Annotated in this window: 16 protein-coding genes; 4 read left to right on the forward strand and 12 right to left on the reverse strand. The window is 69.9% G+C overall.

Annotated features, from left to right (window positions below; translation table 11 throughout):
- The coding region (locus CSIV_RS06715) for a heparinase II/III domain-containing protein (RefSeq protein ID WP_175627577.1) at positions 1-2,880 on the reverse strand (2,880 nt) is incomplete at its 3' end.
- 329 nt (positions 2,881-3,209) lie between these two features.
- Here CSIV_RS06715 and CSIV_RS06720 point away from each other — a divergent pair.
- The gene (locus tag CSIV_RS06720; protein WP_077050661.1) at positions 3,210-4,118 is read left to right on the forward strand and encodes a nucleotidyltransferase family protein; all 909 of its coding nucleotides are present in this window, start codon (positions 3,210-3,212) and stop codon (positions 4,116-4,118) included.
- Positions 4,115-4,432, forward strand: a complete 318-nt coding sequence (locus CSIV_RS06725; protein ID WP_077050662.1) for a PqqD family protein — start codon at positions 4,115-4,117, stop codon at positions 4,430-4,432. The genes CSIV_RS06720 and CSIV_RS06725 overlap by 4 nt, the downstream gene beginning before the upstream one ends.
- A 6-nt stretch (positions 4,433-4,438) precedes the next feature.
- Here CSIV_RS06725 and CSIV_RS06730 read toward each other — a convergent pair whose 3' ends face one another.
- On the reverse strand, positions 4,439-5,986 hold the full coding sequence (locus CSIV_RS06730) for a polysaccharide biosynthesis tyrosine autokinase (protein WP_077050663.1): 1,548 nt from the start codon (positions 5,984-5,986) through the stop codon (positions 4,439-4,441).
- Positions 5,987-6,337: 351 nt separating this feature from the next.
- On the opposite strand from CSIV_RS06730, the gene CSIV_RS06735 reads away from it, so the two are divergent.
- Together CSIV_RS06735 and lepB are read left to right on the forward strand one after the other, a co-directional pair.
- Positions 6,338-7,420: an ATP-binding cassette domain-containing protein gene (locus CSIV_RS06735; protein WP_077050664.1), complete on the forward strand. Its 1,083-nt coding sequence runs from the start codon at positions 6,338-6,340 to the stop codon at positions 7,418-7,420.
- Positions 7,417-8,136: a signal peptidase I gene (gene lepB / locus CSIV_RS06740; protein ID WP_077050665.1), complete on the forward strand. Its 720-nt coding sequence runs from the start codon at positions 7,417-7,419 to the stop codon at positions 8,134-8,136. Before CSIV_RS06735 ends, lepB begins: the two co-directional genes overlap by 4 nt.
- A 30-nt stretch (positions 8,137-8,166) precedes the next feature.
- On the opposite strand, the gene CSIV_RS06745 is transcribed toward lepB, so the two are convergent.
- From CSIV_RS06745 to CSIV_RS06790, 10 genes are all read right to left on the reverse strand, one after another.
- Entirely contained in the window at positions 8,167-10,077 is a 1,911-nt protein-coding gene (locus CSIV_RS06745; protein ID WP_077050666.1) for a DUF4012 domain-containing protein, read from the reverse strand.
- A 71-nt stretch (positions 10,078-10,148) separates the two neighbouring features.
- Positions 10,149-10,433: a hypothetical protein gene (locus CSIV_RS06750; protein WP_077050667.1), complete on the reverse strand. Its 285-nt coding sequence runs from the start codon at positions 10,431-10,433 to the stop codon at positions 10,149-10,151.
- Positions 10,434-10,521: 88 nt separating this feature from the next.
- The gene (tuf, locus tag CSIV_RS06755; RefSeq protein WP_077050668.1) at positions 10,522-11,715 is read right to left on the reverse strand and encodes an elongation factor Tu; all 1,194 of its coding nucleotides are present in this window, start codon (positions 11,713-11,715) and stop codon (positions 10,522-10,524) included.
- 160 nt (positions 11,716-11,875) lie between these two features.
- On the reverse strand, positions 11,876-13,990 hold the full coding sequence (fusA, locus tag CSIV_RS06760; RefSeq protein ID WP_077050669.1) for an elongation factor G: 2,115 nt from the start codon (positions 13,988-13,990) through the stop codon (positions 11,876-11,878).
- A gap of 87 nt (positions 13,991-14,077) precedes the next feature.
- On the reverse strand, positions 14,078-14,548 hold the full coding sequence (gene rpsG, locus CSIV_RS06765) for a 30S ribosomal protein S7 (protein WP_022878284.1): 471 nt from the start codon (positions 14,546-14,548) through the stop codon (positions 14,078-14,080).
- A 5-nt stretch (positions 14,549-14,553) separates the two neighbouring features.
- Entirely contained in the window at positions 14,554-14,922 is a 369-nt protein-coding gene (gene rpsL / locus CSIV_RS06770; RefSeq protein WP_013584051.1) for a 30S ribosomal protein S12, read from the reverse strand.
- A 295-nt stretch (positions 14,923-15,217) separates the two neighbouring features.
- Positions 15,218-16,021, reverse strand: coding sequence for a hypothetical protein (locus tag CSIV_RS06775; protein WP_077050670.1), 804 nt, complete (start codon positions 16,019-16,021; stop codon positions 15,218-15,220).
- Positions 16,018-17,592, reverse strand: coding sequence for a DUF5684 domain-containing protein (locus CSIV_RS06780; protein ID WP_077050671.1), 1,575 nt, complete (start codon positions 17,590-17,592; stop codon positions 16,018-16,020). Before CSIV_RS06780 ends, CSIV_RS06775 begins: the two co-directional genes overlap by 4 nt.
- Positions 17,589-20,084: a transglutaminase domain-containing protein gene (locus tag CSIV_RS06785; RefSeq protein WP_077050672.1), complete on the reverse strand. Its 2,496-nt coding sequence runs from the start codon at positions 20,082-20,084 to the stop codon at positions 17,589-17,591. Before CSIV_RS06785 ends, CSIV_RS06780 begins: the two co-directional genes overlap by 4 nt.
- The gene (locus CSIV_RS06790; RefSeq protein WP_083735034.1) at positions 20,081-21,457 is read right to left on the reverse strand and encodes a DUF58 domain-containing protein; all 1,377 of its coding nucleotides are present in this window, start codon (positions 21,455-21,457) and stop codon (positions 20,081-20,083) included. The genes CSIV_RS06785 and CSIV_RS06790 overlap by 4 nt, the downstream gene beginning before the upstream one ends.
- Positions 21,458-21,497 lie beyond the last annotated feature (40 nt).

Below are 21,497 nucleotides of genomic sequence, written 5' to 3' on the forward strand. Positions count from 1 at the left end.
CGTCGCCAACGCCCCCTTCACCCGCAACGACCACGACGACCCATAATTCGTCGACGAATTCACACTGTCCGTATACGCATCCTCAGACACATAAATCCGGACACGGTTGGGATCGTCGACCGTCACTTGGATCGAGGACGACACCACCACGCCGGCGAACCGCGCCGACACCCCGACCCGGACGACGCCGGCCTTCCTCGCCACGACGTTGCCGTTCGCGTCCACGCTCAGGATCGAACTGTCGCTGGAGACGTACGAGCTGTCGGCCGTTCCGGGAGTCCCCGTCCACGTGAGGGCGCTCGAGAGCGTCGCTGTATCGCCGACCTTCATGTCGCCCGGGACCCCCGTGACACTGGCGCCGCTGAGCACGGACGTCGGCGCGGAGAACCAGTCCTGGCCGTAGTCGAACTCGAAGAGGCGGGCCTCCTGGAGCCTTCCCGGCCCGGTGAGGACCAGGCGCACCGCGGTCGACCACCGTGCGCCGCCGAGGACCGCGTCGTCCCACTGCGTCTCTCCGTTGTGCACCAGGGACTTCACCGTCGTCCAGGTCTTGCCGTCCTGCGTCGTCTCGATCTGATACCGCACGGGAGTACCGTCGCCGGGCGCCCACGCGAACCGCCCCGCCTTGAAGAGCTTGAGTCCGCCCAGATCCCACGTCACGACGGCGCGGTCCCGGTTCGCGTACCAACTCGTCCCCCGGTCGTTGTCGTAGGTGTACTCCGCACGACCCCCGTCGGATGCCGAGATCTTCGCCCCGGCGATGGCGATCGGCGCGCGGAAGAAGTCGATGCGATACGTGCGCGCCGCCACCCCTGAACCGGACACGGTGACGGTTGCCGATCCGGGGATGCCGGAGGCTTGCGTGACGGTCACCGTGCCGGAGGACGCCGTCGCCGTCACCTGAGGCACCGCGGGGCCCGTCACGGGCACCCGGTAGCTCGGCGTGTCCGCCCGGAAGGTGTCCAGGGCACGTCCGTTGATGTCGATACCGGACAGCTCGGCGGAAGCCGGCGCCGCCGCCCACGCCGACAGCGGCACGACGGCCTCCGTCGGCGGCAGCTCCGAGCTGGTCTCGCCGGGGAGCAGGGGGGCGAAGTCCACGGCGACGGTCGCGGTGCCGATGAGGTCGGTTCTCACGATGAGTTTGCGGATGTTCGTGTTGGCCGCCTGCGACGGGTTGGGCATGGTCACCCAGGGCTGCGCCGCCGTCACTTCGAACCGGGCGTTCGACGGGCTGACGAGCGTCGCGGCGAGGCGCTTGCCGTTCTGATAGAGGATCGCCGTCTTCCCGTCGGCGGCGATCTCGACGTCGGCCCCCGTGTGCATCGACCACAGGATCGACGTGGTCCGCGACGTCTGGATCTCGTCCTGGATGCGCACACTGGTCCGCTGGTCGAAGAGCCTGGCGCCACGGCGCCAGCTCTGGACGTCGGCGGAGTAGAGGTTCGTGATGTCCGAGACCGCGAACGCCGACTCCGCGGAGAACCCCGATGCGACGGCGGTCGTCGGCGACCCGGGTTGCGGGATCTGCCCCTTCTGCGGGTTGATGAGGATCGTATTGTGCCCCTGCGGACCGACCCGGTAGTAGTCCCACCGGTTCGTCTTGTCGTTGAGCAGGTCGTAGGTCGCCTCGTCGCGTCCGAGGTCGACGGCCCACGTCTCCCCCATGGCAGAGAGGAGGAAGTCGCCCGCGTCCATGTGCTGGTGGCTGAGCTTCGGATCGCTCGCCGTGCGCATCGACAGGAAAGTGGCGTCGGTGTCGGTGTGCGAGCCGCGTGCCGCGAAGACGCCCGTCACGGGGTCCTCGTAGTCGAGCGGCGCCTCCGAGGACCCCGCGTCCAGGCTCGGCGTACGCCACAGCAGAGTGAGGGAGGCGAACCGCGTCGACCGGGCCTGCGCGGCGGCGCTCATCAGCTGGGTGTCCTGCAGGGCGAACCCGAGCCCCGCGAAGGCGGGGGCCGGATCGACGGTGGGGAGGGTGTCGGCGAACGTCGCGAACTGCCCGTTGGGCATGCGTGTGCCGAGCATGAAAGTTCCGCTGGCGCGCACGCCCGTCCCGCTGAGGAGGCCCTGGTCCGATCCCGTCGTGATGATCAGGCTGTTCGCGAGGGATGCGAGGTGACGGGTGGCGTACGCCCAGTAGGACTGCCCCTCGACGAAACCGCCGGCGGCGGCGTAGGCGCGCAGCCCGTTGGTCAGGCTGTCCATGCCCTCGCCGTACACCTCGGCGGGGACGGACGACGTGGTCTCGCCGTTCACCGCCAGCGCGCCCATGATCATCGCCGAGTTCACGATGACGTTGACGTTGTCCGCACGCCCGGTCCAGTTCCCGATGTTGCGATAGGGCCCGGGGGTGTTGTCGGCGACGCGGTAGACCGCGAGCGAGGGTTGCAGCCCCTTCGTCACGATCGCGTTCGTGATGGCCGTCCGCTGCGCGGTCGTCCAGTCGTCGTATCCCCAGTCCAGCGCGACGGCCAGCGCCGATGTCATCTCGGCCGTGTCGAGGAAGTGGTCCGGATTCCAGTTGGCCAGCGCCATGGCCTGGGACACCTCCTGCCAGGCGCGGGTGAGGAAACGCGTGTCCCCCGTGATGCGCTTGGCGAGAAGGAGGTCCTGGATGCGACGGCCGAGCATCTGCGCGTCGTCCAGCATGTTGCCGTCGTCGGCGGCGTTGTACTTCAGCTTCCCGGCGGTGAGCAGACTGGTCGCGGAGTCCGTGACCCAGCCCGCGAGCTCCGCGGAGACGGGATCGCCCGCCACCTGCGCGGACAGCTGCTGCATCCGGTCCGCCGAAGCGATCAGCCGGGGATGCCCGCCGGCCGCGGGGAGCGGCGGTCCGGCCGCTTCCGCCGCCGGTACCGCGACGAAGAGAGTAGCCACCAGCGCCGAGACGACTCCGATGACTCCGGTCGAAAAACGAATGCCTGCCCGCATATCGATGCCCAACGAGAGAGGGGATTGCGGCCCAAAGCGACCGCGTTTGCATCAATTTACGCCAAGACGCGGAAACGCACGAATGGTTGACGGGCGGCGCAGGCGTGGACAATTGACACCGAGCGTGAATGAAAGCCGACCCGACTCCTAGGATGAAGAAGCAAATCGAAACCCGGCCGGCGGATCGACCGCCGACCGCGAAGGCGAATTCCTTGAGAGATCCGCACGGCCCGAGCGCCGCAACGAATGCGCCGGACGAGGACTCGTCCGTCGTGATGCCGCATGCCGTCGCCGTCGCCCTCCTGCCCCCCGCGATCCATCACATCGCGGCGGCGCACGGCATCCGCGTGCTCTCGATCAAAGGAGCAGTGCTTTCCCAGCAGGGTCTGCGTTCGCGTCGGCGGCCATCGGACGTCGACGTCCTGGTGGACCCTGCGCGGTTCGAGGATCTGGTGCTACTCCTGCGCTCGATGGGGTGGCGAGACCGGGACGGGAAGGTGCTGGTCCCCCTCCCCCGCGACGGTACGGTGCTCGCGCCGCACGCACGGACGCTCGAGCACCCCCGCTGGCCCTGCCAGCTCGACCTGCACAGGTACTACCCCGGATTCCTCCGTCCGGCGCAGGACGTGTTCGACCGCCTGTGGGCAGATCGTCACACCGCACAGCTCGCGCACGCGGACTGCGACGTCCCCTCCCCGACGGATCACTGGCTGCTGGCCGCCCTCCACGTCCTCCGCTCCGGCGACGAGCCGCAATTGCGGGAGCTCGAGACCGCGGCCGCAGACGTCCTCCGCGGGCGCGAGCAGGACCTCCTCACCCGCGCCGAGGATCTGGGAGCCGTCGGACCGCTGCGGGAGCCGCTCACGCGACTCCTCGGGGCGTCCCCGGTCGTCCCGGAATCCGATGTCGACCTTCTCGTCGAGTGGACGCGACGCATCCACGACCCCGGCAACCTTCCGGACGCGTTCCTCGAACAGTTCCGCGAGGCGAGCGGTGCGACACGCATCCGCCTGGCGTTCCGGCAGGCATGGCCGACACCTCGCTCCGCACGCGCGTTCCACGACGTGGGCGAGGGACCATTCGGGCTGTTCCGGTTCTATCTCGCGCGGCTCGCTCTGGCCCCGTCGAAGATGTCGGCCTATCTCCGACTCCACCGGCGTGCACGTACGAAGGAAGGGCGATGACGGGCACGGCGATCCCCCACCGGGCCGAGCACGTCGCGTGGACGGCGGTGGACGGATGCGTCTACGCCGTCTCCCCGGCGGGCCCGACGCCGTTCACGGTCGTCGAGTTGTCCGAGACCGGGTCTTCCGTCTGGATGCATATCGACGGCACTGCTGCCGTGCCCTCGATCGTCCGCCGCGTTGCGGACGAGTGGGGAGTCGGGACGGACGATGTCGCCGAAGGCGTCCGCTCGTTCCTCCGGCAACTCACCGATCAGCATCTCGTCGTATGGGAGGCCACAATCCCCGAGACATCGCCCCCGGCACCGATGTAGGGCGCCTCAGGAGGAGGGGCGGCCCTCTCGGCGAGATCTGCGCGACGTCGATCCGGCCGTGGTGGGCGACTCCGAAGCGGGCACCGCGACGTGCGTCGACCGCGCGGTCCGGGGTTCCGTCGGCGCGGGCGTATCGAGCGGAACCGATGCGGACGCAGCCGACGTGGCGTAATAGTCCCCCGCGTAGCGGTAGTCGTCGTAGCCCTTTCCGCGGCCGCGGACGGGCACCCGGTTGATCACGACGCCCAGGCAGCGGGCCCCGGCGCGCTCGAGGTTCTGGATCGCCCTCTGCAGCGTCTCCACGGTGGTCTTCCCGACGCTCGCGACGATCATGGCCCCGTCGGCGTTGTGGGCGAGGACCGCGGCGTCGGTGACGGGCAGGAGCGGAGGGGCGTCGATGATGACGGTGGCGTCCGCCGCAAGACGGTGCAGAAGGTCGTGCATGCGCGCCGACCCCAAGACCTCGGACGGGTTCGGGGGCAGCTTGCCCGCGCCGAGGACGCGGAGGTTTCCGTCGAGTCCCACCGGCTGTGCCACGTCCTCGAAGTCGGCGCGCCCCGAGAGCACGTCGGTGAGCCCGACTCCCTCGACCAGACCGAAGATGCTGGCGACCATGGGCCGCCTCAGGTCGCCGTCGACGAGGACCACGCGCTGTCCGCTCGCGGCGAGGATGATGGCGAGGTTGGCGCTCGTGGTCGACTTCCCATCGCCGGGCAGCGGGCTGCTGACCACGATGATCCGAGGCGGTCGATCCACGTCCATGAACTGAATGTTCGTCCGCAGTTCGCGCATCGCCTCCGCGACACGGTAGTGCTTCGCGCGCGCACCCTCGTCGAAGCCGCCGTCGAGGGGGATCAGACGACCCGCCGAGGTGAACGACTTCTCGAACGGGATGGTGCCGACCACGGCATGGCCCGTCTCGCGCTCCACGACCTCGGCCGAGCGGATGCGGCGGTCGACGATGTACCGCGTCGTCGCGGCTCCCACGCCCGCCGCGAGTCCGACGACGGCCCCGATGATGAGCGCGATCCGCAGATTCGGGGAGCTCGGCGAGTCCGGAAGCTGAGCGGAGTCGCCCGGGACCAACTGGACGAGCGCCTCGCCACCGGTGGCGCTCTCGAGCTTGTTGATCTCGGAGGACATGGCGCGCACCCACGCCTGGGCGAGGTCTCGGGCGCCCTCCGGCGTCGAGGCGGAGGCCTGGACGACGATGTTGACGGTGTCGAGGGGGTTGGTGACCTTCACCTGACGGACCAGCGACTCGGGCTGAGACTGCAGACCGAGATCGGAGATGACTTCGTCGGCCACCGACCGCCACGTCCCCACATCGATGTAGGACTTGACCTTCGATTTCGCCAGGTTGTCGGCGATCAGGGCGGAGCCCGTGTCGGAGCTGGCGCCGGTGGATGCCGACACGAAGCCTCCGGCGTCGGCCGTGTACACAGGCTTCTGGAGGCTGACCCATCCGGCTGCGGCGAGGACGCCCAAGAGGATTCCGAGGAGGATCATCCACCATCCGGTGCGGGCGATTCGCCAGTACGTTCGCAGTTCCACAGGTGATTCATCCCCCCGATTGGGAGCCCCTGGACTTCCCGATGCTGCATTGCCACGGCGCGCAATGGAGAAAGGCTCAAGGAGATTGTAGACGAGGTGATTTCCAGCCACCCTTATGGGTGATGCATTGGCGGCCCTCGGGCAATCCGGTCATATTTACGACACGTTCCTCTCGAATTCACGACGTTGAGGTGGCCGCGCAGTGCCCCGAGCCCTCGCAGGCGGGATACTCCCCCTGCGCCGCTCGACGGCGTCGAAGTCGCTCGAATGCCCGTGATTAGGATGATCGCTCAGGCGCTGCCGCACCGGATCCGTGTACCGGACCGGACCAGGCGCACAGTCAGGAGCAACATGAGATCGACGTCCGACGCCCCTTCGACGTCCGTGCTCGCGTGCGTCGACGCTCTCGGCGTCGGTGTGTCCATCCTCGTGCGCGATGGCGGGGAACCCGGGGCCGTCGATCGCGGCCGCTCCGCGTGGCGCGACGCGGTCTCCTCACCCGGTACGACGCAGCTCCGGGCGGTCGAGGTCTCGCTGTCCGGTGAGGACGACGTCGCCGGCGCGCTGTCCGACCTCTCGACCCACGTCACCTTGGCCGCTCTGGACGCGTTGCGCGGCTCGCGGTTGCTCCTGCACGCCGCCGGTGTCGCGGCCCCCGACGGCCGCGTGTTCGCGTTCGTGGGCCCCTCCGGCCGCGGCAAGACCACGGCGGCGCGCCACCTGGGCGCCCGTTTCGGCTACGTCAGCGACGAGAGCGTGGCCGTGGATGCCGCGCTGACGGTGTGGCCGTACCGCAAACCGCTCTCGGTGATCGTCGAGGGAGAGCAGTTCAAGCAGCAGATCGCCCCGAGCGACCTCGGGCTCCTCCCCCTCCCCCCGGCTCCGCTGCAGCTCGCGGGGATCACCCTCCTGGAGCGCGATCCGGACACGCACGCGCCGGGTATCTCCCCGGTCGACCTGATCGATGCGATCTGCGAGATGACCCCGCAGATCAGCTACCTGCCCGAGCTGCCCTCGCCGCTGCAGTACGTCGCCCGGATCATCGACCGGATCGGAGGCGTCACCCGGTTGATCTACCGGGATGCCACCGAACTCCCCGCCGTGGTGGACGAGATGTTCGCCGCCACTCCGCCCGCCGCCCAGCCCTGGTCGAGCGCGCCCGAGGGGAGCGCATCGGGGCCGTGGCGGTGCGCGGCGGTCGAGGACGCCATTCTGGTCGACGGTCGCGCGTGCATCCTGCGCGAGGGCGTGGTCACCGCACTCGACCACCGCGGGTGCCTCGTGTGGACGTTGTGCCGCCAGGGGGCGGACGCACGGGAGATCACCGATGCCGCGGTCGCCGCGTTCGGCGAGCCCGCGGACGGGGACCCGGCCGCCCTGATCGCGCAGACCATCGACGAGCTCGTCGGCCACGGACTCCTCGAGCGGGCATGACGACGCCGACGCCGACCGCTGCCCGACCGACCCGTTGGCGACGGATCCGTCGGTCGCCGTTGACGCACCTCGCGCTCGCCCTCGTGTTGCTGGCTCTCGTCCAGGGGCTGGTGATCAAGCCGTTCCAGGTGCCGTCTGAGTCCATGTCCCCCACCCTCGAGGCCGGGGACCGTCTGCTCGCCAGCCGCATTGCATACACGGTGTCCGCGCCCGGCGCCGGGGACGTCGCCGTCTTCGCCCGTCCGGACACCTGGGGCCCGCGACCCGAGCGCGGCGCGCTGCGCACCGCACTGGGATGGATCGGCGACATCGTCGGGTTCGGTCCGAGCAATCAGGATGCCCTCGTAAAACGCATCATCGGCGAACCCGGGACCACGGTCCGTTGCTGTTCCGACGCGGGACAGGTCGAGGTGGACGGTGTTCCGCTGAGCGAGGGCTACATCGTCACCGACCTTCCGTTCACCCCGGGGGCGAACGATTGCTCGAGCTCCCCGGCATCGGCTCGATGTTTCGGCCCGATCACCGTCCCCGCGGGCGAATATCTGGTCCTCGGCGACAATCGTGCGAACTCCGCCGATTCGGTCATCGCCTGTCGCGGGAATGCGACCCCTCCGCCCGATTGTGCTCGATTCGTTCCGCGGGAGGACATCATCGGCAAGGTCGTGACGATCGTCTGGCCGCTGGATCGCCTCCGGCTGTTCACGGACGGCGGGTGAACACCTCAGCGGCCCGGCCCGCGCGCATCGTCATGCCGCAGGGGTGAAGAGGACGTCGCAGGACGGGTCGATCGTGACCGGTGTGTCCGAAGCGGTCGGTGTATGCCGCAACTGCAGCGGGCCGAGCGGCCCCTCGGGCAGTTGCACCGTCGAGGAAACCGTTCGAGAGCCGCCCTGGGGAACCACCACGAGCCGACTGAGCGCGGTGTTGCCGGTCTGCGACCCCGACCGGTCGAAGCCCGACACCTCGCTGACGGCCGGATCCGTGGCGATGACCTGGCCGCCCGGTGGGGCGAAGAACAGCACGTCGAGCATCATCGACGTGCGAGGCAGCCCGAAGTTCCCGTTTCGCGCACCCAGCGTGTACTTGCTCGTGATGCTGTTCGGAATCGAATTGGTCAGCGTGGTGGTCGTCGTGATCGTCCGCGCGGACGCGTCGCATGTCGCGGAGACGGCCTGCGCGAGGTGATACTCGAGCTTCCCGACGGAGTAGTCGTTCAGGTACGTACCCACCTGGGTCGCCGTCGTGTTGTCGGCGTGCAGCGCGCCGTCCAGGCCCAACTCGGTCGAGAGCCGCTGTGCGGCCTCGTCCGTGAACGACAGGAAGAGGCGCTGCTCGTCGGCGGACTGCGTCAGCGCGTCCAGCATCTTCGCCGGGTCCCATTTGCCCGACGTCAGGTGGGAGAACACCGCACGGGACACTTCGGAGAAGAACGCGTCCGAGTCCGCCCCGGACGGGAACCGCTCGTAGGCGTCGCTCAGAAGCAGCTGCACGGCGTTGTCGCTCGAGATCTGCTCCCCCGCGACGTCGACCGGACCGGCGACCGCCAGCATGTGCGACAGGACGACGGGGTCGATGGAGATGACGCCGTCGAACCTCTCGCCGTTGGTGCGCGTCCACAGGTCCTGGAACAGCTGCACGGTCGTCGGGAAGTCCGGCGTCATCGTGTAGTCCTGCGAGTAGCGCGCGAAGGTCGCCGGGTACAGCGCGAGCGCGTCGCCGGGGATGTCGCTGAACTGCTGACCCGCCGTGCCCTCCTGATAGAAGGTCGCGGAGCTGGCCTGGTCGAGCAGCTCGAACTTGCCCTGGTCGACCTCCATGATGATGCTCGCCGCCGGGTTGCCGCCGGTCGCGCGGATCTCCGCGTTGTTCTGGAAGATGATCAGGTACGTCTTGCTCCCCTCGCCACCGGCCATGCTGAGCAGCGTCGGCAGGTACCGGTTCACGACGTCGAGGGTGGGCGCCGTGCGGTCGATGACATCCCGGATCTCTCCGACGGGCCCGGCGACGGCATCCAGGAGCTGGTCGGAATGGATGCCGTCGGTCTCGGCCTTGGCCGCGGTGAACGCCTGCGACACCACGGGGATCGACGCCTGCGCCTGCTGGAAGGGCTGCAGATCGAAGCCCCCGCCCTCGAGCGCGAGCTTCTTGATGTCCAGGTCGGAGATCATCTGGATGCCCGGGGGGAGGGCGTCGCGCACGAGGATGTCCACCGCGCGCGTGACACGCGAGACGGCGTCGATGTTGGCCCCCACGACGGGGATCTCGGAGGCCTTCTGCCACAACGGACTCTGCACCGTCTGAGCCGCGCGGGCCGTCCGGACGCTCACATCGTCGGCGGCGGCCTGGAGACCGGCCTCATCCTTCGCCTCGACCAGCGAGCCGAGTCGCCCGAGCGTGGCCTTGGCCGCCAGGAGATCGTCGCGGACCTCGACGGCCTGCACGGCCAGTGTCGCGCCGAGGATGCCGGCTACCGCGGCCGCTCCCCCGATCAGGCCGAACGCACCGCCCAGCACCCAGGGCCAGACGCGAGGGCGACGACGTGCGGTCTCGCCAGGCTCGGTCACAGAGGTGGCGTCGGACTCCGCGATCGCGGCATCCTCGGCGCCTGTCCCGCTCGTCGCTCGGCTTCGGTTGTGGCGGCGCAGGTTGTCACCCATGGGGGAATCCTAGGTCAGACCGTCTGAGCGCCCCCTGCCAGCATCGTCCGCCGACGCCGGGGGCGCGGACCTCAGACGAAGAGCGGGGCCACCGCGAAACCCGCGGCGACGAGGATGGAACTGAGACCGCCCATGATGGGCAGCGCGGTCGCACCGACGCGGCGACCCGTGACGTATCCGACGACCGCGAACAGGACGCCCGCCGCAGCGACGGCGAGTCCGATCACCGCGGCGCGTTCGATCAGACCGGATGAGTCGTTCCGCAACAGGAGCAGCGCACCGAGTGCCGGAACCCCCACCGCCACGATGGCGAGCAGAAGGGAGACGACGCCGAGGACACGCGAGAGCGGCTTCACCCGAGCGACTCTACCGGCGGCAGCCGTGAGGGAACGACGAAGGGCCGGGCCCGAGGGCCCGGCCCTTGCCGGTCAGTCCGTGAAGGACTTACTTGAGGATCTTGGTGACGGTACCGGCACCGACGGTGCGGCCACCCTCACGGATCGCGTAGCCGAGGCCCTCTTCCATGGCGATCGGCTGGATGAGCTCGACCGACATCTCGGTGGTGTCACCGGGCATGACCATCTCGGTGCCCTCGGGCAGCGTGATGACGCCGGTCACGTCCGTGGTGCGGAAGTAGAACTGCGGGCGGTAGTTCGTGAAGAACGGGTTGTGACGGCCGCCCTCCTCCTTGGACAGGATGTACGCCGTGCCCTCGAAGTTGGTGTGCGGGGTGACCGAACCGGGCTTCACGACGACCTGGCCGCGCTCGACGTCGTCACGCTTGGTGCCGCGAAGGAGCAGACCACAGTTCTCGCCGGCCCAGGCCTCGTCGAGCTGCTTGTGGAACATCTCGATACCCGTGACCGTGGTCTTCTGCGTCGGGCGGATGCCGACGATCTCGACCTCGGAGTTGATCGCGAGGGTACCGCGCTCGGCGCGACCCGTGACGACCGTTCCACGACCCGTGATGGTGAAGACGTCCTCGATGGGCATGAGGAACGGCTTGTCCTTGTCACGCACCGGGTCGGGGATGGACTCGTCGACGGCCTCCATGAGCTCGACGATCGAGTTGACCCACTGCTCGTCGCCCTCGAGAGCCTTGAGGCCCGAGACGCGCACGACGGGGGCGTTGTCGCCATCGAAGTCCTGCGAGGAGAGGAGCTCGCGAACCTCGAGCTCGACGAGCTCCAGGATCTCCTCGTCGTCGACCATGTCGGCCTTGTTCAGCGCGACCAGCAGGTAGGGGACGCCGACCTGCTTGGCGAGCAGCACGTGCTCACGCGTCTGGGCCATCGGGCCGTCGGTCGCCGCGACCACGAGGATCGCGCCGTCCATCTGAGCGGCACCGGTGATCATGTTCTTGATGTAGTCGGCGTGACCGGGCGCGTCGACGTGAGCGTAGTGACGCTTCGGGGTCTCGTACTCGACGTGCGAGATGTTGATGGTGATACCGCGCTGACGCTCTTCCGGCGCCGAGTCGATCGACGCGAAGTCACGCTGGACGTTGGTGGCCGACGGGAACTTGTCGGCGAGCACCTTCGAGATGGCAGCGGTGAGCGTGGTCTTGCCGTGGTCGACGTGACCGATCGTTCCGATGTTCACGTGCGGCTTGGTCCGCTCGAACTTGGCCTTAGCCACTGGGTCCTCCTCAGGACGTTCAATGCAGAGTGACGGGCGCTGGATTGCGACCGGTTCTCTACGGGGATGGTTCTCAGGTTACTAGAGAGTCGGTATTGAGTTTGAGCGGATGCCGGGAACCCGGCCGGGGCGCGGACCCCCGGCATCCACGAGGGCGGTGTTACTCGCCCTTGTTCTTCTGGACGATCTCGTCGGCGACGGCCTTCGGCACGTCGGCGTAGCTGTCGAACTCCATCGAGTAGACGGCGCGACCCGAGGTCTTCGAGCGCAGGTCACCGATGTAGCCGAACATCTCCGACAGCGGGACGTTGGCCCGCACGACCTTGACGCCGGCGGCGTCCTCCATGGACTGGATCTGGCCACGACGCGAGTTCAGGTCGCCGATGACGTCGCCCATGTACTCCTCGGGGGTACGCACCTCGACGGCCATGATCGGCTCGAGGATGGTGGGGTTCGCCTTGCGGACCGCCTCCTTGAAGCCCATGGAGCCGGCGATCTTGAACGCCATTTCCGACGAGTCGACGTCGTGCGAGGCACCGTCGAGCAGGATCGCCTTCACGCCCACCATGGGGTAGCCGGCGAGCACGCCGACGTTCATGGCGTCCTGGAAGCCCTGGTCGGTCGGCGCGATGTACTCGCGCGGGATACGACCACCGGTGACCTTGTTCTCGAACTCGTAGGTCTTGTCGGCCGTGACCTCGAGCGGCTCCAGCGCGAACTGGATCTTCGCGAACTGACCCGAACCACCGGTCTGCTTCTTGTGGGTGTAGTCGTGACGGTCGACCGCCTTGCGGATGGTCTCGCGGTACGCCACCTGGGGCTTTCCGACGTTGGCCTCGACCTTGAACTCGCGCTTCATGCGGTCCACGAGGATGTCGAGGTGCAGCTCGCCCATGCCCTTGATGACCGTCTGACCGGTCTCCGAGTTCTGCTCGACGCGGAACGTCGGGTCTTCCTCGGCGAGCTTCTGGATGGCGACACCCAGCTTCTCCTGGTCGGCCTTGGTCTTGGGCTCGATCGCGACCTCGATGACCGGCTCCGGGAACGTCATCGACTCGAGGACGACCTGGTTCGACGGGTCGCTCAGGGTGTCACCGGTCGTCGTGTCCTTCAGACCGATGACGGCGTAGATGTGACCGGCGGTCACGGAGTCGACGGGCATCTCCTTGTTGGCGTGCATCTGGAAGATCTTCCCGATGCGCTCCTTCTTGCCCTTGGTGGCGTTGACGACCTGCGCACCCGAGTCGAGGTGACCCGAGTAGACGCGGATGTAGGTCAGACGGCCGAAGAACGGGTGCGTCACGATCTTGAACGCCAGGGCCGCGAACGGCTCCTCGCGGTCGGCGTGGCGCTCGATGACGACCTCTTCGTCCTTGGGGTCGTGGGCCTCGATGGCCGGCACGTCCAGGGGCGAGGGGAGGTAGTCGACGACCGCGTCGAGCATCGGCTGGACACCGCGGTTCTTGAACGCCGAACCGCAGAGCACGGGGTAGAGCTCGGAAGCGATCGTCAGCTTGCGGATCGCGCCCTTGATCTCGGCGACCGTGAGCTCCTCGCCACCGAAGTACTTCTCGAGAAGCACGTCGTCGGACTCGGCGACGGTCTCGAGCAGCTTGTGACGGTACTCGGCGGCCTTGTCGGCGAGGTCGGCCGGGATCTCCTGGATCTCGTACTTCGCACCCATGGTCACGTCACCCTTGGCGTCGCCGGGCCACACCAGGGCACGCATCTCGACGAGGTCGATGACGCCGACGAAGTCGTTCTCGGCACCGATGGGGAGCTGGATGACGAGCGGCTTGGCCTTCAGGCGGTTGACGATCGTGTCGACCGTGAAGTAGAAGTCGGCGCCCAGCTTGTCCATCTTGTTGACGAAGCAGATACGGGGGACGTCGTACTTGTCGGCCTGGCGCCACACCGTCTCGGACTGGGGCTCGACGCCCTCCTTGCCGTCGAAGACGGCGACGGCACCGTCGAGCACGCGCAGCGAACGCTCGACCTCGACCGTGAAGTCGACGTGCCCGGGGGTGTCGATGATGTTGATCTGGTTCTTGTCCCAGAAGCAGGTGACGGCGGCGGAGGTGATCGTGATGCCACGCTCCTGCTCCTGCTCCATCCAGTCGGTGGTGGCGGCACCGTCGTGCGTCTCACCGATCTTGTGGTTGACGCCCGTGTAGAACAGGATGCGCTCGGTCGTCGTCGTCTTGCCGGCATCGATGTGCGCCATGATGCCGATGTTGCGGACCTTGTGGAGGTCGGTGAGCACGTCTTGTGCCACGGGTGTCTTCCTTACCTGTTGGGAGGTTGATGCCGGGCCCATCGGAGGGTCCGCGACCGGGGTTCGGTCGCGGACCCTCCGCGGGTGTTACCAGCGGTAGTGCGCGAAGGCGCGGTTCGACTCGGCCATCTTGTGGGTGTCTTCGCGGCGCTTGACCGCGGCACCGAGACCGTTCGAGGCGTCGAGGATCTCGTTCTGCAGACGCTCGGTCATCGTCTTCTCACGACGACCCTTCGCGTAGCTCACGAGCCAGCGCAGCGCGAGGGTGTTCGCGCGGTGCGGCTTGACCTCGACCGGAACCTGGTAGGTCGAGCCACCGACGCGGCGGCTCTTGACCTCGAGGGTGGGGCGCACGTTGTCGAGCGCCTTCTTGAGGGTGGCGACGGCATCCTGGCTGTTCTTCGCCTCGACGCCACGGAGGGCGTCGTAGACGATCGACTCGGCCAGCGACTTCTTGCCGTCGACGAGGATCTTGTTGACGAGCTGGGTGACGACGGGAGCGCCGTACACCGGGTCGTTGACGACGGGACGCTTCGGGGCGGGACCCTTACGAGGCATGGTTCTCAGCCCTTCTTCGCGCCGTAGCGGCTGCGAGCCTGCTTACGGTTCTTGACAGCCTGGGTGTCGAGCGCACCGCGGACGATCTTGTAGCGGACACCGGGGAGGTCCTTCACACGACCACCGCGGACGAGCACGAGCGAGTGCTCCTGCAGGTTGTGGCCCTCACCGGGGATGTAGGCCGTGACCTCGGTGCCGTTGCGCAGCTTCACGCGGGCGACCTTGCGCATCGCCGAGTTCGGCTTCTTGGGGGTCGTCGTGTACACGCGGGTGCACACGCCGGCCTGCTGGGGGTTCGACTTCAGCGCGGGAGCCTTGGTCTTCGAGACCTTCGGCGAGCGGCCCTTGCGAACCAACTGCTGAATGGTTGGCACGTTCTCTCCTTGTTTGTGCTGCACGGTGACAGCGTCGTGTCTCCCCCGACTCGGTGCGGATCTTGCGATTCGTGACGTGTCGGGCTCACGTGTGATCCACCGCGCGCCAGAATGATCGAACGCGATTGTGGTGGATATGCCGTGGGGGTGACCTGTTCGCAGGCCCTTCCCTGAGATGGTGCGAGCGTTGTTCCGTGCCGCAGACCCGGAGGCATGACGCACGGCGCGCGTGAACGCACACCCGCTCAATGATACGCGCCCGGGAGGGTGCGGGCAAACGTGCGCGGCCCGACGCTCAGCCCATCAGCAGGAACAGGGTGATCGCTGCGGCGACGACGACCGCCACGACCGTCACCGCGAGAACCAGACCGCGGATCCGAGCGCGCCGGGGCGTGCGCGGCCGCACCTCGGCGGCATCCGGCGCGTCGGTCGGGCGTACGGGCGGGACGGCGCGGGTCACGCGGATCGCCTCGTCCGCACGGGGGCGGTACAGCTCATGATCGCCGACGGGGACACGCGCCGCGCGGGGCACGGGTGCGGGGTCGCCCGACGGGATCTCGGGCGTCTCGGCACGGTCACGCGATCTGCTGCGGCGCGTGCCCGTCGCGGTGTCGTCGTCGACCGTGGATGCCTCGTCCTCGGTGCTCGCGGGCGTGGCCTGCGCGGGCCCGGTGGCACGCCGCCGACCGGGAGCGGTGGTCTCGTCGACGGCGGGCCCGTCCGATGGATCGGGAGCCCGTCGTTCGCGCGCCACCCGGACCGTCTCATCGGCGGGGACGTCCGACGGGGCGGATTCCGGCTCGGGCGCCGGACGGACCTGCCGCACCTGGACCGTGTCCTCCGTCGGCGCGTCACGCGTCACGCGGACGGTGTCGTCCCCCGGCGCATCGCGAACGACACGGACCGTGTCCCCCACCGGGGCATCACGCGCGACGCGGACGGTGTCCTCCCCCGCGGCGAGCCGGGCGGAGACCGCGGTGTCCTCGTCGATCTCATCCGCGTCGACCGGAGCGGAGGGACGAGTCGGCCAGGCGCGCAGACGACCCGCCCACAGGGTGACCTCGTCCGGATCGTCGGGGACGTCGTAGGGGCCGCTCACGGTTCCCTCCTCGTCAGTCGCACCTCCGCGTCACCGAGGAAGAACCGCTCGCCCGCCTCGATCTCCTCACCGGGAGGGGCCTCCACCTCGGTGCCCATGAGCGTCGCGAACAGCACGCCGTTCGTGGAGTCCAAGTCGGTGACGAACCAGGTCTCGCCGCGCAGCTGCAGTCGGGCGTGGGTCTTCGAGACGGTGCGGGTCTCGTCGGCGATCGGCACGAGCTGGGCGTCGGGGTGCGCGGCATCCGGAGCCGGCCGGCGTCCGAGGATCACCACGTCGGACGTCAGGTCGACGGGCACGCCGTTCGGCGGCACGAGAGCCCACGGGATCCGACGGCGCCGGGTGACCACCGTGCGGTCGAGGGCATCGAAGTCGGCGTCATCGGGCTCGGCGGGGAACTCCGGCTGCGTGTAGAGCGCCGACACCGACGTGCGCGCCGACCGCGGCGCACCCGCCTGCGGGGCGTCGGCGACGGCGGACACCGCCTCCGAGAGCTCCGGGAAATCCTCGTCCGGCCCTTCGTCCGCGGGTGCGGGCACGGGGGCGCCGCCCGGCGCCGGACGCGTGAGCGGTTCGTCGATCGCCGCATCCTTCTCGGCAGAGGAGGGCGACGGCGCACGCCACGGCTCAGCGTCGTCCTGTGCGCCCACGGGGGCATCGGGCTCGCGCTCGGAAGGGGCGACGGCTCCGGCTGACGCGGCGGGGCGGGCGCGCGGCGGAACGGCCGGGGTGAGGGGAGCCGCGCTCCACGGGGCATCCGCGTCGGCAACGGGCGACGCGGCGGGGGGTTCCTCGCGGGCGCCCGCGGGCGGGTCGGCCGGTGCCCGCAGGGCCGCCAGCGCCTCGGACACGGAGGTGCGGGCGTCCTCGGGTGTCGAAGTCTGCGGGCCGTCCGACGCGTCGACCCGCGCATCGGAGGGGGGCGGCGCGAACACCGGCGCACCGGGGAGCGTGGGCGGCGCCCAGTCCGTGGGCGGGGGCGGCGCATCCGCGAGCGACGGGGACACCGCCGAGAAGGGCAGGGCGATCGGCTCCGACACCGGTGGGGCGACCGACGCGTCCTCGCCGCGCGCGGTGTCCGGTGCCGCCGGCGGCTCGGGCGTCCAGCCCCCCACGAGGGGGACGTACGGGCCGGCGAAGTCCTGGCCGCGACGCACCGGCGCGGAGTTCTCGTCGACCCCGCCGGAGCGACGGACGCCGGGCTTCTCCCCCGCCCAGCGCGCCGAACCGAATCCGAGGATGCTCGCCCACACGACGCCCAGAAGCGCCCCGAGGACGGTCATGCCCGCCCCACGGTCGAACCCGCGGTTGACGCGGTGCACCGCGACGATGAAGACGACGGCGAAGGCCAGAGCACCGAACAAGGGGATGAAGATCAGCAGGACGAGCCACGGCGAGAACCCGCCGACCTTCAGGATCGTCCCGAGGTTGACCAACGGCACCCACGCCTTCCAGGTCGACTCCCCCGTCTTCGCGAACACGGCGGCGAGCGCCAGCGCGTACCAGACGTACACGATCACGAAGAGGAGCAGCGTCAGCGCTCCCAGGAGTACACCCGTGGAATCGTTCATGTCGTCTCGCGCCGCCCGGCGGGCGGGCGCTTCCCCCTCTCGTCGCGGTGCGGCGGCCGTCGGCGCATGGGGCTCGGGGCGAAGAACCGCAGGAACGATCTCAACGATACGGCCGCGCGGACGCGGCGCCACCAGCCGCGCTGACGCGTCAGCACGCGGCGCTCGTCCTCCACGATGCGCCAGAACTCCGCCGCTTCGTCGGCCGTCACGGTGCGGGCCGAGAAGACGGCCCGGTCCGCGTCGTCGGCGAGTCGCCTCCCCGACGGGGTGTCGAAGGACTCCGCCACCTCACGCCGGGTCGAGGAAGGCCGCGGGTCGCGGCCGGCATCCACCCCGGCATCCACGTACTCGTCCCACCCGCCCGCGATCGACACGCGCGGATCCGGGTCGCGACGCCGACCCCGACGACGGACGGCCTTGGCCACCACGACGGCGAGGAACGGACCGAACAGGATCAGCACGACCAGCAGCGCGATACCGCTGATCCGCAGGATCGGCCAGAGCCACGCGAGATCGAGCCCGTCGTCGTTCCTGTCGTCGTCGGTGAGCGCGTTGTCCTCCTGCACCGGGTCGGGCGGAACGACCTCGTCGACGGTGTCCGGGCGCACCTCGGTGACGTTCTCGGGGTCGCGCTGCTGCGTCACCTCGAGGCTGGGCGAGAGCTCCCACTGCGGGGTCGCATCGATCGCGGCCCATCGCCCGTCGACGTCGCGCACCTCGGTCCACGCGCTCAGATCCCGCGCGCGGCATTCGCCCGCCTCGCACGTCGCCACACCGGCGTCGCTCGAGGTGAGGCGCGTGCCGACGACGACGCGCGCGGGGAAGCCGAGTTCCTGGGCGACGAGCGCGGCGGCGACGGCGAACTGCTCGTCGTCGCCGACGGCGGCGACGTAGTTGCCGGTCGACTGCGCGCGCGGGTCATCCTCACGTTCGAGCAACCGCTGGAACATCGTCTCGATGCGCGCCAGCGAGTGGCCCGACGCGCTCGGCTGCAGCTGGTAGCCGGCGAGGTCCATCGTCCACCTCGGTGCCGTCGCACCGGCGGCGGGGGCGAGTCCGTGGCTCAGGTAGCCGCGATCGCGCAGGAGACGGATCAGCGCGACCAGATCCGCACCCGAGCTCCCGGTGGCGTGCTCGTCGACCCACCGGCGAAGGTTCTCCCCGCCCGCCACGCCACCGTCGACACCGGATGCCGTGAAGGTCGCCGGGTCGACATCGGTCGGCTCCACCGCGGAGATCGTGTACGCGTCGCCGGGGATCAGTCCGCCGTCCGCGATCTCGACGCCGGCCTGGGCATCCGCGCTGTAGTAGAAGCGGTCGGCGAGGACGTTCCGGCGGTCGCCCTCGAACGTCGCCGACACGAGTCCGGCGGCCGTCGGCATCCAGATCCCGCCCAGGTCGCCGATCCGGATGTCGGCCTCCACCGCGCGGCCGGAGCCGGCCGGCAGGCTCGAGGGCACCCGGACGAACGCGCCCTGCCTCGAGCCGGAGGAGCGGTAGACCTCGCCGTCGTACACGTCCAGGGTCGCCACACGGATGCGCTCGGGCGCGATGCCGGTGCTGTCGACACGGAACAGCACGTCTTCGTCGCGGGCGTCGGAGAACATCGCCCGGTACTCGGAGAGCGGGCTCACCGCCTCGGCGATCTGCCGCTCCGGACCCGCGGCGGATCGCAGCACGCGGCGATCGGCATCCTGGGCGGCCCACGGCACGACCGCCACGGCGGCGACGACGGCCACCACGACCATCGCCGCACCCAGCGCCGCACGGCGCCGATCGGTGCGCGACCGCCGCCGCGGCTGGGCGACCGCGCCGCTCTCGCTCGCCCGACGGAGCGCGCGCGTGCGTTCGTCGCGCGTGCGCCACGCGAGCCACAGCACCCCCGAGAGAACGGCCGCGACCCCGATACCGGTCTCGACGGGGGCCGCGAGCGACAGCGGGCCGACCGTCAGCGGCGCGCTCGTCGAGGTGCGACCGAAGAAGAGTCCGAACCCGCTCATCGCGAGCCCGCTCACGACGGCGAACGGGGCGAGTCGGTCGGAGCGGAGGGCGAGCCCGAGGGTCGCCGCCGTCCCGACCAGGAACACCAGGAGGGCCGGCACGAGGAGATTGCGGTAGTCGCCGACGGGGAGCTCGACCGTCACCAGGTCTTTCCACGCGAGCACCACACCGGCGAACGCCTCGCCGAGACCGCGCAGGATCTCCACGGGACCACCCAGACGCGACGGCACGGCCAGCGGCACGGCCAGCACCGCGAACGCGCCGACGAGGAGGGCGGCGGTGACCCAGCCGCCCCAGCGGCGCCACGCACTCACCCCGACGAGCCCCGCCGAAACGGGCACCGCGACGGCCACGAGGACGAGGAAGGTCGGCGACGCGTACACCGGCCACGCCGCGACGGTGGCGAGGAGAACGGACACGCCGGTGAACGCCCCCGCCGCGACGACGCGGACACGTCGGGCCGGATCCGTCCGACGCGCGGAACCGCTCACGAGGTCGCTCCCCGCACGAGGAGGCCCGCGAGATCGTCGAGCGTGCCGATCGTCAGGACCGTGAGGCCCGCGACGCTCCGCATGCGCGGGTGGGCCCGTTCGTCGCACACGACCGCCGCGACGGCGGTGTCGGAGGGGAAGGCCAGAGCAGCCTGACGCAGCCGCCCGATCGACACGGCGGAGCCGACGACCACGAACGCGATCGACAGCCTCTCGTTCGCCTCGGATGCCAGGCGGCAGACGTCCTCGACCGGCATGGTGTTCTCGTGGTGGGCGATCGCGCTGAAGCCGTCCAGCATGGCGCGCGGCGTCGCCGTCGGGACGTGCCGGATCGCGCGGAGCCGGCCCTTGACGACCCGCGGGATCTCGGTCCCGGTCACCACGTCGATGTCGCGCGCGTCGCGGACGGCACGGAGCCCCAGCGACGCGGCGGCCGACACCGCGAGCTCGTACTCGTCGGCATCCGCGTACTCCTGGGTCGCCGCGGCCAGCACCACGGCCATCCGCGACCGTCGCGACTCCTCGTACTGCCGCACCATCAGCCGCCCGGTCTTGGCGGTCGACTTCCAGTGCACCTGCCGTCGGGAATCCCCCGGGACGTACTCGCGGATCGCGTGGAAGGACATGTCGGCGTCGACCAGCCGCCGGGTGGCGCTGCCCTCGAGGTCGCGGATCAGACCGGCACTCGTGGACGGGAGTCCCACCGTGCGCGGGTGGACGTACAGGTCGTGGACGTCGTCGAACGCGTGCTCGCGGCGCAGCAGACCGACCGGGTCGCTGCGCACCGTCGTCACGGGTCCGATGCGCACGACCCCGCGGGGCAGGGGCGGGATCTCCAGGGGCTCGGTGACACCGTGGCCCGGCCGCAGCAGCGGGACGGCGAACTCCACCAGACCCCGGCCGACGGGGATGTCCAGGCGCCCCGGGAGCGCGGGGCGACCGCTGGAATTGCGGACGGCGATCTCACCCGTGACCCCGTGCCCGGCGACGACCCGCTCGTGGGTCAGCGACAGATCGACGTCGTACGCGCGTGCCCCGAACAGGAACGGGACGCTCATCAGCAGCAGCAGCAGCGCGACGGACCCTGCGACCATCCACTCCACCCACCCGAAGACCAGGCCGAGGACCAGCCCCGCCGTGGCCGCGACCGCCACGACCGCGCCCGCCGGTCGCACCGTGCGACCCGCCCACCGCGCCGCCGCCTCTCCGGCATCCACCACCGTCCGCCACACCTCGGCGGCGCGCACGGCGGCGCGCACCAGCCGACGGGTGCGACGGGTCGACGTGGACGTGATCGAGGTGCGCGAACCGGTCCCGACCGTGCCGGCGGAGGTGCGCGTCAGCCGCGACTCGGTGAGGCTCACGTCGGGCACGACGTCACCCCTCGGTGGTGGAGGATCGGGCGGGCGTGCA

It is taken from the genome of Microbacterium sp. CSI-V, assembly GCF_001984105.1.
GTDB lineage: Bacteria > Actinomycetota > Actinomycetes > Actinomycetales > Microbacteriaceae > Microbacterium.

What these genes read in the sequence shown, in the direction of transcription:
- CSIV_RS06735 (WP_077050664.1), top strand. Translation starts at nt 6,338, where the DNA reads ATGAGATCGACGTCCGACGCCCCTTCGACGTCCGTGCTCGCGTGCGTC.
- CSIV_RS06745 (WP_077050666.1), bottom strand. Translation starts at nt 10,077, where the DNA reads ATGGGTGACAACCTGCGCCGCCACAACCGAAGCCGAGCGACGAGCGGG.
- rpsG (WP_022878284.1), bottom strand. Translation starts at nt 14,548, where the DNA reads ATGCCTCGTAAGGGTCCCGCCCCGAAGCGTCCCGTCGTCAACGACCCG.
- lepB (WP_077050665.1), top strand. Translation starts at nt 7,417, where the DNA reads ATGACGACGCCGACGCCGACCGCTGCCCGACCGACCCGTTGGCGACGG.
- CSIV_RS06780 (WP_077050671.1), bottom strand. Translation starts at nt 17,592, where the DNA reads ATGAACGATTCCACGGGTGTACTCCTGGGAGCGCTGACGCTGCTCCTC.
- CSIV_RS06720 (WP_077050661.1), top strand. Translation starts at nt 3,210, where the DNA reads ATGCCGCATGCCGTCGCCGTCGCCCTCCTGCCCCCCGCGATCCATCAC.
- CSIV_RS06725 (WP_077050662.1), top strand. Translation starts at nt 4,115, where the DNA reads ATGACGGGCACGGCGATCCCCCACCGGGCCGAGCACGTCGCGTGGACG.